Raw genomic sequence first — 14,227 nt, forward strand, 5'->3', positions numbered from 1 at the left:
GGAATTCTTTAGCGCTGTCTTTATTACTAATTTCATTATGGGAGCTATTATGAAAAAAATATGTATAGTATTGTTTGCATTAGGCGTAATGCCTCTGGGTAACGCAATTGCCTTAGAGAGTAAAGCAGTGGGAGATGAGATACGACAGTTGCACTTGGATGATAGTGCATTAAATACCTTGGAGGGTTTAAATAAGATTAAAAACAATCAATATTTACAGAATTTGCTATATAGCCGTGTTAGTAAAATGGATAAAGGAGATCAATACAATTGGTATCAGCATTCAGAGTTTGGTAAATTTATCTTATCTAATGCAGGTCAGTATTGGATAGAGACCCATGCTGGTGATGAATGGTTGAAACAGGCTCAATGGCTTCATTGGCTGCAAGAAAATGCAAAAAACACTTGGGTTTTTAACAACGCAGCCATTAGTTGGCTTAATTCCCCTGCTGCTTTGAGATGGGTTGATAAACACTTTGGAAAAAATCAGTTTTCCAAATTAATGGCATACTGTGCTGATATACAAAGTGCTCAGTATAAATCAGATTGTGAAATATTAAAAAACACTAAAGCGGGCAAAGCTTTTTATGATCATTCAGAGTCAAGGTCTTCAGATCATTTATTCACTTCTAATGCCCTGCAAAATTCATCAATGCAAGATAGTGGGCAAACTGATAGTGGTTTTGATAATAAAGGGTTTGATGATGGAAAGCCTTCTTTTGGTGAACTAGATCGTAATACGTCACCTTACAAAGCAGATATTCTTAATGCGAGTAATGTATCAATAACAGGAGGAGCAGTTGCGGCGTCAGCGGCTATTCCTGCAGCAGTTGTCTGGGGTAGATTGCAGGATAATAGCCAAACAGAGCAATCAGAGCAAGACGCTAATACCCTAGCTGCTGTAAATAAACTAAAAAAATGTCAGCGTAGTGCAGATACTGTCGAGTGTTCCTTAACAGAAAGGGCAGATGTAAGAACTTTAATCAACGACATTGAACGCTCATGGGATATCCGTATTAACAACCAGTCATTGACGGTTTTATTCAATAATCAGCTACTAGAAGGTGTTGGTAGGGAATATGACTTAGGTTCAGCGATGTCTCCTGTTCATATGTCAAACGTGCTCACGCTGATGTATAGTCAAGCAATTGAAAGAGCAAATCTAGCAGGGCAAAGCACAGTCAATATACCAGGCCCTATAGATAATGATGTTAATAATAGTGAAATTAATGATTTTCTGCGTGAACTTGGTGATGCTGCTAATGAAATTGGTGATGATATTGTTATTGGAAATAATATTATTAGGATTAGCCATGCTGATATGAATGACTCTGCTGGTAGTGTATCTGTGGCTGGGGCAATCAACAATATCGTTAATGTTGCCCATGGGCTGGAAGCCGATCAGACGCGATTGTTTCCAATATTAAGAGATGGTCATTTTTATTTGATTGCAATCCATAGGACTGAGAATGGTGATTATCAAGTCTTGGTATTTGACTCGGCAGGTATAAATACTCAAAACTCATCCTTAGCTAGGGGCGTTATTGAGCAACTGCAACAGCAAACTCACGAACGTGTGACACCATTGGTGTACTCTAGAGGAATACAGGCAGGTAATGATTGTGGATTCTATGTGACCTATCTTATGCATAGATTAATAAATAGAGGCTTCTCGCGTGTTGTACATGATCTGGGGCTTGTAAATGGTGCGCAAGATAGTTTATTTGAACTAAATCCGCAGAGTGTACAACAGCGTAATAGAGTATCTATTTGGTTGCGTAATTACTTTACTCAGTTGTATCAACTTGTTGAAAATTATAATCGTGATCAGCCACAAGATGAGGTCGGTATTAGTTTCCTTAACGATATACAAAGAACCATTGGCTTTAACGGTCTTACATCGCTTATATTATTGGCTTATCAAACCAATAACTCCCCCTATATTAACGATGCGCATAGTGATGATGTGCTTAGTGAAGTCGTTTTGCAAAGCATTGAAAATCATTTGAGTAGAAAATTATCTGAGCATGAAAGGCGTTTAATCTTAGAATCGCATCAAGGTGCTGTAGCACCGTTGACGAATACTTTTATTGAAAGTGCGTTCGCAAGGGGGATTGAAATTGGGCTAGATTCTACGAATAAAAAAGAAGTTGTCAATGTGGTTTTAGATGAAGACGCACCAAATAATAGTCATATCAAGTTAGGTCTGACTGTACCGATTATAGCTGCTGAAACGGGTAGTGCTGTTGGAGATCTCGTTGCTTCCACAAATATCTCTCTCGAGCAAAAAGCGAAGAAAATGACAAAGGGCAAGCACCAAAGAAAATCAAAAAACCAAGGTTATCAAATTCCCGTTAGACAAAGTCTGGTCTACAAAGATATCAGTATGCGCTTTGAGGCAAAACCGGATAGTCGGCGTGTATAAAAACCACTAGGACTGCTTGTCCGTTATATCGAAGTTAAAGGCTTTATTGAGAATAATCAGTGTAGGATAAGACCTGTGAGGTGTTGTTGATTGGCATAACTCACAAGGTTTGTCTTAAAATTATGAAATTATGGGAGAAAATTAAAATGAAGAAATTAATAGCACTGATTAATACTAGCGTTATGTGTGTCGTGTTATGTAATAGTGCATATAGTGCACACCTGAGGAACGTAACAAATTCAACAGATTATCAGCCAGCTTTAACAAAAACAGATATGTCAGACATATTGGGAGAAAATTCTAATATGTCTGATATAAGTGAGCTAATTGTAGATGCTTTAAATGGCAATAGATTGGCTCAAGAAATGGTTATGGATATGGTTAAAGATGATTGCTCATTATCATCGGCACAAGCGCGAGATGAGCAATGTTTAGCGCTATCACTCAATGTTTATGAAAGGCAGCCAACTTATTTTAAATCTTTGGTAAGTTTTGAGAGATTTAAATATATAGCAGTAGAAAATCAAGTTAACCTTCTATTAAACCCAGAAAATAAGGTGGTGAGAGACGTATATAACCAAATGATCACAGGAATATACGAACAAGAATTTAAAGAAAGGTTCTCACAAGAACATGCCAATGGCATGAAGCTCTCGCAAGCGACAATTAAAGATGCTATAAATGCTAGAAATAATACCAAAGTTGCTCTGCAGTCATTGACTTCAGTAACAGGTCAGATTGGAATTTATCTCAGAAATTACTATAAATATGGTTCAATTTATGGGCCACATACGAGCTTTTCTTTCGTTTGTGATAATGGTTATTTATGCTATGAACCTTCCTTTAGCTCGATCAATAAAGGGATTAAGATTGAAAAATTATTAAGTGAGACAGATGCCTACAAAGCTTTTAAAACTGATGGCGGTGATTTGGGTTTAGTTGGTAATAACTTTGGTGAAAAGATTGAAATTGCTAAACAGCTTAACAAAGAGTGCAGCTTAGGCACACGTATTTATCCAGAGGCAATATCTAATAGCTATATGAAGTGTTATCAAGAAGCCTCTCAAAATATAGATGCTTGCAATGATATTCACTTAAAGCCTTCCAAGGTGTCGTGTGCTAAAGATGGGAAAAACCGGATTATATATCGTGGAACACCAATAGATATACATGATTTGTAATATACCACTCGCAAATCATCTTACAGTCTTTAGTTACAAAGTCACGCACTTATAATCATCAATCTCATCAAACTGATGAGATTGTTTCCAAACGGAAGAATATTCATCAATTGACATCTAGTATACGTTGCTATGGAAGGTGTACTTAGTTTAAATATTATTGTGAAATCAGTCATGTATTTGTGCCGTGAGCAAATCATTTTGTGGTATCTAGCGGCAAAGCAGCCCATTAAAAGTCTATTGTGTAGTAAGTATCTATCTCTAAAAACTGCTTTACGATGTGTAATAGCCTTAAGTAGTTTGTTGTGGATGAATATGGTATGTGCCAACGATCAGATGATGGTCAACAATATTGTCAACAGCATGTTTCCATTAACATCAACTGATATTGAGCAGTCAAAAACTGAGATTAGCTCAAGACAAAAGGCTGCAGCTGTTATGCCGGCCATGAGTAATGTTAATGGTGTTTCGCGCATTGTTATTGCCAATACCAAACCAGGATTTTCGACAGCACCTCCGAATGTGAGATTAGGCATTGGTGTGGTGAGTTCATTGATTTTCACTGACTCAAAGGGAGTTGTTTGGCCAGTAACAAGTTATGTGATTGGAGATGCAGAAAATTTTACCGTTAATTGGGATAAAAAAGGTGGCATTATTATGCTTCAATCGAAGAAACCCTATGCTAATACAAATATGGCAGTGATGTTACAGGGACGGGCAACACCAATCACTTTAATGTTGCAATCAACGCAAAAGGAGTGGGATTACGAGCTGTATGTTCGTGTCACTAAGCCAGAAGATGATGCGCAGCTTGGGGGTGTTCAGCAAGCATCGTATCTATTGTCTTTACTATCAGGTGTTGTACCAAATGGTGCCAAAAAATTATCTAACACTGGTGAACAAGGAGTGGGTAAGTTTTGGAGCTATAACGATCGATATCTTATTTTGACATCGGGCACACTGATTTCTCCAGGTTATACCAATCATATTGAGGATAAAACGATGGGTGCTACTCATGTTTATGAGATTAATCCAACTCCTGTGGTGATGATATCGAATGACTCAGGGTTACATAAAGTTAATTTAAAGGATGAGTAGGCAATGTTGAAATTTTTAAAAAATCATCCGCGATTACGTGTCTTGATTATTTTTCTAATTATTATTGTGATTTCAATTGGTATGTTGTCCATGTGCTCTAAAAATAGCCAGACATATTTGCGTTCAGAAGTAAGTGATAACAAAATTGAAGTAAATCAAAAAAATCCAATAGTAGATAATAAACGCCAAGAACTTATTGCTAAAGAAAGACAGCAACACATCCAGCAAGCTGAACAAAGTAGTGATAGTTATATTGAAGATGTTTTTTCATCGACAACTAAGGAAAAAACAGATAACGATATCAATAACAGCAGTCAAGAAAAGCAGATGGATCCAGTTGCATTTTATGATTATAAGCATCAGCAGAAAAAAACAGATGCTCAACAGTCGCAGATTAAGAGTGCCAATAATCAAGAAAATCAGTTTCAAATTGATCCTAAAGTGGCACAAAAGAATTTTGAGGTTATTTTAAAAACTTGGAATAAATCACCATCAATGAAAGAAGAGCAAAGCGAGCTTAGCAATGGTGACTTTTCTGGTGGCATGTCTGCCGCTAGCAATGATCTAATGACCATGTTTAAAGCAGGTGATATCTTGATTGCTATCATTGATACCAGTGTTAATAGTGATCAGCCAAATACGCCAGTATTAGCGCATATCGTTGTGGGGCCATATAAACATGCCAAGCTTCTGGGGAGTTTTGTTAGAGAAGAAGATCGATTAGTGGTCAGATTCAACACTTTATCAATTGAAAATCATGCAAAAAGTATTTCAATCAATGCGTATGCTATTGATCAACATACCGCGCAAACTGCTTTGGCAAGTGACGTTGATCATCATTATGTATTGCGCTATGGCAGTTTATTTGCGGCATCCTTTTTGCAAGGTTTTGGGACTTATTTTAGTAATGCACAGCAGAATAATAATCGCTGGTGTTATACAGATCGGATTACTGGTCGAGAAGTTTGCCAAGGTAGCGAAGTTGCTATGAGCGCTAAAAATGCAGCTTATTCGGGGCTTGGGCAGATTGGTACAGCATTAAGCAGCTCGATGTCAAAACAATTTGATAAACCACCGACTGTTACCTTAGATCAAGGTAGTGCGATCGGTGTATTAATTATGCAAGATGTTAATCCACTAAAAAGTTAATCACAACAAGATAACCGTTTTAAAAAGTTTGGTTTGTACATATAAAAAAGTAATGAGTAAAGCAAAGGATAAAAGTACATGAGCAATTATGATTTTTTTGAAGATGACGATAGGAAAAAGCAAGCTGACAGCGTGGCAGAAGAGTCTAAGCAATCAGATGGGAATATCTCTGTAGATAACGAGGTGGCATCAGGGTTAAAGGGAAAGTTAAACTCATTTAAATTTGAAAAAATTTATCTTGTCTATGCTGTGGCAGGACTGGTGTTTGTATTTGGTGCCTATTATGTACTAGGGACACTATTTGGCAGTGATGACAGATCTTCTAGTTCTGTAAAAGCTCAAGTTAAAACACAAGCTACTAACATGCCATCGTTTGTTAAAACAGAATCAAGAAAAATTCACACGGAAAATGCTCAGGTTAATGTAAAGCAATTACAGGAACTAAAAGCACAATTAAACACACTTAATGAGTTGCAAAGCAGTATCGGTAAGCGCTCTGAAAAGACAAGCATTGAAATCGCACAGCACATAAAAAAGCTTGAGTCACAGCAAGAGCAGTTACTAAAAGACATGCAGAAAATGGCGTCTGTTATTGACGATATGCAACAAAGCGATCAAAGCAAAACGTTAATTTCTCTTGTGAGTGAGCTGCAGCGACAACTGCAATACATGAATGCCAAAGAAATTAATATGAATGAGAAGCTTCATTTAACCGCAATTATTGATGGTATTGCGTGGTTAGAAGATAAGAAAGGTCGATCATTCACTGTTAAAGAGGGGGCACAGCTGGAAGGCTACGGCAAAGTGTTAAAAATTGACGGCCAGACTTATAAAGTCTACACAGCATCTGGCTTTGTATTTGAATAAGTTAGAGATAAATAATGAACTTCTTGTATAACACTGTCGAGGGAATGTTTTCCTGGTTAAATAGTATCAGCAACAAAAGTATCTATAACTATTGTGAGCTTGAAAGTGCTGATGATGAGCACACTCTGATTACCAAAGATGGTAGTTTGGTCTCGGTGCTTGAAATTAATGGTGTCAAACACATGGTAGGTAATGATGAGTATCATCATTTATGTGATGAAATCACTGCCACTTTAACGCCGTTACTTAAAAAGCAAGGTGTAAAAATCAAATGCTTTTTTCGCTACGATGCACAAAGTACAGCACAGGAAATAGATGAGTTATTATTGCCATCACAAAAAAGTGCCAAACGATTAAATTTAAAACTTGAAGATTATTTTGATGCCAAAAGACAAACGTTGGGACAAGCTTGTGTCTTTGAGAAGTGCTACTTGTGTATTTGGAGTTCATCAGATCTATTGACAGCGCCTGCACAAAAACAAGCATATCGAAATAAACTGGAGCAGCTTAAGAGCCACAATATAAAAATCTCATCAAAGGCACAGCATTTCTTACATGTCATTAATGAAGTGAGGTTACAGCATACTGCATTGGTGACTGTTTTGATGGAGTCTTTTTTTGCAATGGGATTAAGTGTCAAACTGATGGAAGTTGACCCTTTACTAAAAGCAGTTAAGCAGCAGATTTCACCTGATACAACAGATAAGGGTTGGCAGGCACATCTGCCTGGAGACAAACTACAGCTAGGTTGTGAAGGTAGTGATTGGACCAGTTGGTTGTGGCCAAGCTTAAGTTATCAGCTCTTTGCAGAGGAAAGTAACAATGTCAATATGTCAGAGTGTATTGTTGGCAATTACCGCTATGCGCCGATTACGATTAGTTTATTTCCCAAGCATATTCAGGCATTTTATGCATTATTCCAAACATTGAAAGAGTATCAGCTACCTTGGCAAATCTCTTTCTCATTGGCGCCAAATGGAATCAAAATAAGCCAAATCAAGTCGCTTTTAGCTCAATTCTTAACGTTTAGTTCGCATGAAAATAAACTAATTTGCCATGCGCATGATTTACTAAAGCATATTCAAAGTAATACCGATATGCCGGTTATCAGGCTTTCCGTGAATTTAATTACATGGGCAGATAAGTCTGACTTAATGACTTTTCAGAAACGCAAGGCGGCTTTACATAAAGCAATTCAGAATTGGGGGGGCGCGCAAACAACGGAAAATTTCGGCGATCCATTTGACGTGGTTCAATCAAGTTTCTTGGCTTTAAATCGTCGGGGTTTTCCTTGTGCTGTGGGTGCGCCATTAAACGATGCAGTAAAGCTGATGCCATTTTTTAGACCTGCTCTTTCATGGGACTATGGTGCAACTTTATTTCGTACACCTGATGGCAAATTGTGGCCATATCAAAGTGGTTCGTCTAAGCAAGTGAGTTGGATTGAGTTAATTTATGCGCGATCGGGTTCGGGTAAGTCAGTATTATTGAATTCACTTAACCTTTCTGCGTGCTTATGTAATGGTTTGGAGGCATTGCCATATATTTCAATTCTGGATATTGGACCTTCTTCAAAAGGTGTGATTGATTTATTAAAAGCTGTCGGAGGCAGCTCGGTGGCGGAGCACTATCAATTTACTTTTAGTCATACGGATGCGATTAATCCCTTTGATACTCATCTTGGCGCACGCTATCCAGGACATGCACATAAAGCATTTTTAGTGAATTTTTTGACAGTACTATTGTTAGAAAATATACAAGAAAGCTTGCCAGATGGCATGGAAGCTATGCTAAGCTTAGTTATTGATGAGGTTTATAAATTAACAAGTGACGATCAACAACCCAAGCGATATCAGCTAGGAGTTAATCAAGAGATTGATAGCAAGTTGCAGGAATTACATGTTGATACTCAAGGCAGATCATGGTGGCAAATTACTGATGTACTCTTTCAAAAAAATGAGATTCGTTTGGCACAAAAGACGCAACGTTATGCTATGCCTTTGTTATCAGACTTAATTAATGCAGTGAATCAAACAAGTGTTATCGATCTATATAAAGGATTAAATCTAGCAAGTAGTGAAGATTATATTCAATATTTTTGTCGCAATATTACCACGGTAATAAAAAACCTGCCGTCTTTGAACCTTGTGACACGGATAGATGTTGATGCAAGGGTGGTGGCGTTTGATTTGGCATCAGTCATGTCGGCGGTTTCTGCGAATGATGCACGTATTTCAGTTATTGCTTATATGTTAGTGCGTCATTTAACGGCGGGCTACTTTTTTGTGAAAGTCCAAGATTTAGAGCAGTTATCAGTAAGCTATCAGGGGTATCACAAAGAAAAATTGCAAGAACTATATAATATCCCCAAACGTATTGTTTTTGATGAATTTCACCGTACGCGAGGCTGTGCGCCAATTTTAAGGCAAGTGCTAACCGATATGCGTGAGGGTAGAAAACATAATGTACAAATTGCATTAGCTTCACAATCATTGAGTGATTTTAGCCATACGATGCTTGAGTTTGCCACTTCAATTTTTATCTTAAGTGGAGGAAATCAAAGCACATTAGAAACCACTCGCTCACATTTTGGTTTAAATCAAACAGAGGCTTCTGCATTAAAATATGCGGTACATGGGCCAACAAGTGAAGGGATGAATTTTATTGGTCAGTTTCACACGGTCAATGGTATCAATACCCAGTTACTCAATTTATGTTTAAGTGCTTATGAGTTGTGGTTATTTACAACAACAGCCGAGGATTGTTATTTGAAAGAAAAGCTCTCTGAGCATATAGGTGTGATGCCAAGTTTATTGCTGTTAGCTCAGAGCTTTTCAACTGGGAGCGCCAAAGCTTATCTTGAAACTCAATCGAATTTACAGGTGGATAGATCAGTCAAAGAGATCGCTAATGAATTAATAGAAAATTTTATTGAGCAATATTACAGGAGTGTCAAACATGGATAATAGAAGTGAGATGCATCATTTTAAAGCAGAAATTATCAATTATTGGCATGGATTTGGTAAGCCTGAGTTGGTGGATATGTTAACGGTTTATGATATTAAAGAAAACAAGGAGTCTGAATCTGAGTTGTCCAATGAGATTTATGATCGGCTATACGAAGTTTATCTTGAGGCTCGTCAACAAAAAGAACCTAGTGAAGAGTATGCTGATGCCATCATTCATTTGTGTGACAAGCTGCCTACGGCACTAATGATGTTCATGATGCAGAATATTAACAAGAAAAATGGGGATTTATTTCAGATGATTTATCAAAGACTCAGCAATAATCTAGATTATGAGTTGTTGTATAAGCGTTGCATGTCATTTGAGAAAAATCTGATTTTGGTCAGAGTTTGTAGTGAGGCTCGTTTATTAAAGGTAGAAAATGTATTAAATAAAGTGCTGGATGAAAATTATGCAAACTAATGTGCTTAAAGTGATTGCTAAAAGGGCAGAATTTTATAAAAGTAATTTTAGGCTAATCATTAAAGTCTTATTTATTAGTATTCTATTGAATGTAATTTTATTCACTTGCTTATGGTATAGCCATAAGGATAATGAATATTACTTTTTGGCAGTTAACGATCAAGGGATAGTTAAATCACTTGATCTACCTAAAAAAGTAGTGGTTACTGATGACATGTTGGTTAATTGGGTCAGTTTAAATACTGCTAAGTTGTATAAGTTTGATTTTTTAAATTATAAAGAACAAATTCTAACACTAAAACCACTGTTTACTCAACAAGGATGGTATGCCTTTAATGAAGCATTTAAGGAGACAGTTGATCAGGTGGTGGAGCACAAAATGGTCGCAAAAGCGGCTTTAGATGGAGTACCAATCATCACCGCCGTAGGGCATATTGCTGGCGTGAGCAGTTGGCAAGTTCAAGTGCCGGTATTAGTTACCTTCTCTCAAGGAGCTGAGGTGTCAAACAATCACATTATCTTAAAACTAACCATACAGGAAAATAGTAGGATGCAGGATTTGGCAAAAGGTCAATATTTTGGGATCGCGCAGATTATTCAGCTAAATAGTAAATAATTATTTTTAGCTAATATCTACCTATTTATCACAAGCAAACCTTGAGTATTTTTGATATGAAAAAAACAAAAGAGAAGAAAACAAAAGAGAAGAAAACAAAAGTCAGATTTCGTCGAACGAAGCGCATGTTTTTAATCGATGCTTTTCATAAGCAACATCATTTTATTGGCAATGTATTTAAAAGCATTTTAAAGCTAAAAAAATCTGAACATGACATGGCTTATGCAGATTTGGCAAAATCTGGTATTGATGAGACCAGCATAAGTTATATTATAAAAAAATTCACCTTTCTGCTGCGTCTATGTTTATTAGTTGCGGTTATTATCTATTTTTATGCGCTTTATTTGTTTATCAAAGGTTATATATTGGTTGGATGTATTGCTTTATCATTAATGATGCTCATGCTTGCCAATGCGTTTAAATATCATTTCTGGCGCTATCAACTGTATCGAAAAAAACTCGGTTGTACCTTTCATGAATGGTTTGTTGATTTATTTAAAGGAGTGAAATGATGCTGTCAGAAAATTGGAGTGCGTGGCAGGTTTTAAATCAGCTCTTTGCTTTTGATCCGAATAACACATCCGCGTCAGCTGTATTTTCTGGGCAAGCCTCAGATGCTGCTTTTCGAACTTTGATTTACTACTTTAACGTCGGTATTTTGATGGCAGTCATAGCCATTTATGCCTTTATACTAGTGATTGGTACGATCAATACGGCGAAAGATGGGACTTTTCTAGGTAAAAATTGGAGTTCATATTGGATTCCTTTGCGCGTTATTCTGGGCTCCACCTTTGCTATTCCTTTAAAGTCAGGGTTTTGTATGGCGCAATACCTGATCTTCTTGATGGTGTCCGTGAGTATCCAGTTTGCCAATGATGTGTGGAAGGAAACTTACACAAAGTTGGATCAAAACAAGGTCCCACCAGTAATGAGCTATGATATCGCGGATGGTGTCAAAACAGATACTGCTTTATATCTTTTAGCTGGCTTTTCATCAAAAATGCTAAAAAATATAGGTAGCCCGGTACAAGGACAACAGGGTAAAGATAAATATGATGCCTATGACACACCCAAAGTTGATCAGATGTCCATTGTACAGGCGGCAATGAAGATTGAAAGCAATATTACCCAGCAGATGATAGATGATGATCAATTGGATGATATTTATATTGGAAAAGATAATCATGATAAAAATACAATTAATACAGGTAATATTGAACGCCTAAAACAAGGTATGCAGCAATGGTCGGTTCTTTCAGATAATAATTATGAGCAATACTACATATATAAAATTATCAATCATTATATTTTTAGGTTGCCTGTTAGTCAGCCTGATGAGCACATTCTTAGTGATGTATTGGAGCCTTATTGTCCTAAAGAACCATCAAGCTCTTGCCTAAATGCAGTTGATACGATTGAGGATTTTTATAATGATAGAACGAAAATTGAATCCTATCTGAAAAATGATAATATAAAGCATAAAGATATAATTGCAACACTATCTCAATCGATTGCCAGAGGGTTTCAAGATCAACTAAAATCAGGGGAAAAAAATTCACAGCGCAGTGATGGTGTCACAGATGACGAGCAGAAAGAAAGGGATAATGATTGGTGGAATGCTGACCAAAAGTATTTTAAGTTAGATGGTAATTTTGAAGATGTGTTAAAGAAATTTCATGATAGTTTTGCGGTGTTTGATGACTTGCTATATAACGACCAGCAAAATCAAATTGATATTTCCAAAGTAGGAGTTACTTTACAATATCTCAAAAATAGCAGCAATCTTGATAGTTTAGTTGATAATGCAATTAATGGCTCACTTAATTATGGTATTCATCCTGATACTCGCGAGGATGAAAAAAATCCGCAGCACAGTAAAGAAGTTCGGCTAACTGATTTTACGGAAAAAGATAAAACAGATAAGTTTATTCAGCTAGATCTTAGTAAGCTTAAACAGCAGATAATTGATGTTTTTGGGAATGATGTTGAATCTTGCAAAACGACATATAAGGCGCTTTTTGGTCAAGATATGCATATTAGTAAGGATTTTAACTGTACGTCATTAATAGATGCTGTTATTCCTTCTTCTATTTCCTCTGATATTGGTAAATATTTTTTGGTGATTCAGACAGCGCTTGAAAATAGTAAGCAAGGTGCTGATATAAAAGACCAGAAAAAGAATTATGTTGAGCAATTTCTATACTTAGTACGCCTGTTTCAGTTAAATCATGTCAGCTTTTTCCATGAAGGGGCAGTGGTTGCTGATATCGCCTCACCTGCAGAGCAGTTTATCAATGAGATTTTTCAAAAAATGAGTCTTAATGCAAATGCAGGAGGCATTTTAAATCAAATATATAATATTGGTGAATCAGTAACACCTGGCGCTCCCATGGACAATGCCTTTTCAGCTTTAAAGCAAATTCAAGGTGTGGGACAATCATTAATTAAGATGGTTGTTGATACACTGGTGGCGATTACTAAAAAGGCAGATAAAGCGCTAAACGATGTTAAATGGGAAGTCGGTACGATTCAAGGAGTGTCAAAATCGGCAGCATTAGGAGCTGCTGCTTTTAGCTACTTTACGCCTGGGTTACCTAGTGTTATTTCATCTATTGGCGATTTTGGTGCGCAATTAGCAACGTTTATCACAATGACAAATTTAACTATGTCATTGATATGGCTACCACTTGTCTTTTTTGTGTTGGTCACTTTATTTACCAATGCGGTTTTATTTGCACTTATTATTCCATTGACACCATTTATTTTATTTTGGGCAGGTAAGATTGCTTGGCTATTATTAATTATCGAGGCGCTAGTTGCAGCGCCCGTTGTCGCACTTGGACTTGTTTATCCAGAAGGACATGAGGTGTATGGTAAGGCAGAACCTGCCATTCAAATCATGCTTAATCTGGTGCTAAGGCCTGTATTGATGATATGTGGATTAATTACAGGGATTATTTTGACTTATCTTGTTATAGCTATTTCAGCAAAAGGTTTTCATGCTGTGGCAACGCAAATCAGTAATGTATATGGTACGTCAAGCGATAGCTATGTTACTGGGTCATTAAATATTTTATTGGTATTTATGTACGCAAGCTTTATTAGTTTGGCTTTTTATAAATGCTTTTCGTTGATTTATATCTTACCCGATAAGGTTTTGCATTGGGTGGGTGGTACACACAATGAACGTGCTGGTGAGCAAGATATGCAGGAGATGAAATCTTCAAGCACGCAAAATGCTCAAGGCATGGCGCAGTCAGGTACACAAACAGTAGAGAAGCACAACCAAGGGCGTCAAGAGCAAATGCATGGTGTGCAAAACTTGGGCTCAAGTGCTGGGCATGTTGCAACTTCGGTGGATAATTACAAACATCATAGAAAGCAAGCAGCTGGCGGTGGAAGTGGCGGAAATAGCGCGCACGTTGACAACCCTTTAAACCCTAACAAGAAGCAATCATAAAA

At 37.0% G+C, this 14,227-nt stretch carries 10 protein-coding genes; all 10 read left to right on the plus strand.

Annotated features, from left to right (window positions below; all coding sequences use genetic code 11):
- Positions 1-49: 49 nt before the first annotated feature.
- The 10 genes from ACZ5V8_RS00420 to ACZ5V8_RS00465 all read left to right on the plus strand — a co-directional run bounded on the left by ACZ5V8_RS00420 (position 50) and on the right by ACZ5V8_RS00465 (position 14,225).
- Positions 50-2,425 (plus strand): hypothetical protein, encoded by a 2,376-nt coding sequence (locus ACZ5V8_RS00420; protein ID WP_440616499.1) that lies wholly within the window; start codon positions 50-52, stop codon positions 2,423-2,425.
- 146 nt (positions 2,426-2,571) lie between these two features.
- Complete coding sequence (locus ACZ5V8_RS00425) at positions 2,572-3,606, plus strand: hypothetical protein (protein ID WP_440616500.1); 1,035 nt, start codon at positions 2,572-2,574, stop codon at positions 3,604-3,606.
- Positions 3,607-3,915: 309 nt separating this feature from the next.
- Positions 3,916-4,704, plus strand: a complete 789-nt coding sequence (locus ACZ5V8_RS00430) for a DotH/IcmK family type IV secretion protein (RefSeq protein ID WP_464217919.1) — start codon at positions 3,916-3,918, stop codon at positions 4,702-4,704.
- Between the two features lie 3 nt (positions 4,705-4,707).
- A complete protein-coding gene (locus ACZ5V8_RS00435; RefSeq protein ID WP_464217920.1) occupies positions 4,708-5,853 on the plus strand; it encodes a TrbI/VirB10 family protein in 1,146 nt (381 codons plus the stop codon).
- A 78-nt stretch (positions 5,854-5,931) separates the two neighbouring features.
- A complete protein-coding gene (locus tag ACZ5V8_RS00440; protein WP_440616503.1) occupies positions 5,932-6,720 on the plus strand; it encodes a hypothetical protein in 789 nt (262 codons plus the stop codon).
- Between the two features lie 44 nt (positions 6,721-6,764).
- On the plus strand, positions 6,765-9,686 hold the full coding sequence (locus tag ACZ5V8_RS00445; RefSeq protein WP_464217921.1) for a hypothetical protein: 2,922 nt from the start codon (positions 6,765-6,767) through the stop codon (positions 9,684-9,686).
- Positions 9,679-10,149 carry a type IVB secretion system protein IcmW gene (locus ACZ5V8_RS00450; protein WP_440616505.1) on the plus strand — a complete coding sequence of 157 codons (471 nt, stop codon included), beginning with the start codon at positions 9,679-9,681 and terminating at the stop codon, positions 10,147-10,149. Before ACZ5V8_RS00445 ends, ACZ5V8_RS00450 begins: the two co-directional genes overlap by 8 nt.
- Entirely contained in the window at positions 10,139-10,765 is a 627-nt protein-coding gene (locus ACZ5V8_RS00455) for a DotI/IcmL family type IV secretion protein (RefSeq protein WP_440616506.1), read from the plus strand. The genes ACZ5V8_RS00450 and ACZ5V8_RS00455 overlap by 11 nt, the downstream gene beginning before the upstream one ends.
- Before the next feature lie 56 nt (positions 10,766-10,821).
- Positions 10,822-11,277, plus strand: coding sequence for a hypothetical protein (locus ACZ5V8_RS00460; RefSeq protein ID WP_440616508.1), 456 nt, complete (start codon positions 10,822-10,824; stop codon positions 11,275-11,277).
- On the plus strand, positions 11,274-14,225 hold the full coding sequence (locus tag ACZ5V8_RS00465; protein WP_464217922.1) for a DotA/TraY family protein: 2,952 nt from the start codon (positions 11,274-11,276) through the stop codon (positions 14,223-14,225). Before ACZ5V8_RS00460 ends, ACZ5V8_RS00465 begins: the two co-directional genes overlap by 4 nt.
- Positions 14,226-14,227 lie beyond the last annotated feature (2 nt).

Source organism: Cysteiniphilum sp. GTC20157, assembly GCF_055396795.1.

Excerpts from the sequence above, each read along its gene's own strand:
- ACZ5V8_RS00440 (WP_440616503.1), top strand. The coding sequence starts at position 5,932 with ATGAGCAATTATGATTTTTTTGAAGATGACGATAGGAAAAAGCAAGCT.
- ACZ5V8_RS00450 (WP_440616505.1), top strand. The coding sequence starts at position 9,679 with ATGGATAATAGAAGTGAGATGCATCATTTTAAAGCAGAAATTATCAAT.
- ACZ5V8_RS00445 (WP_464217921.1), top strand. The coding sequence starts at position 6,765 with ATGTTTTCCTGGTTAAATAGTATCAGCAACAAAAGTATCTATAACTAT.
- ACZ5V8_RS00435 (WP_464217920.1), top strand. The coding sequence starts at position 4,708 with ATGTTGAAATTTTTAAAAAATCATCCGCGATTACGTGTCTTGATTATT.
- ACZ5V8_RS00430 (WP_464217919.1), top strand. The coding sequence starts at position 3,916 with ATGAATATGGTATGTGCCAACGATCAGATGATGGTCAACAATATTGTC.
- ACZ5V8_RS00460 (WP_440616508.1), top strand. The coding sequence starts at position 10,822 with ATGAAAAAAACAAAAGAGAAGAAAACAAAAGAGAAGAAAACAAAAGTC.
- ACZ5V8_RS00465 (WP_464217922.1), top strand. The coding sequence starts at position 11,274 with ATGATGCTGTCAGAAAATTGGAGTGCGTGGCAGGTTTTAAATCAGCTC.
- ACZ5V8_RS00425 (WP_440616500.1), top strand. The coding sequence starts at position 2,572 with ATGAAGAAATTAATAGCACTGATTAATACTAGCGTTATGTGTGTCGTG.
- ACZ5V8_RS00420 (WP_440616499.1), top strand. The coding sequence starts at position 50 with ATGAAAAAAATATGTATAGTATTGTTTGCATTAGGCGTAATGCCTCTG.
- ACZ5V8_RS00455 (WP_440616506.1), top strand. The coding sequence starts at position 10,139 with ATGCAAACTAATGTGCTTAAAGTGATTGCTAAAAGGGCAGAATTTTAT.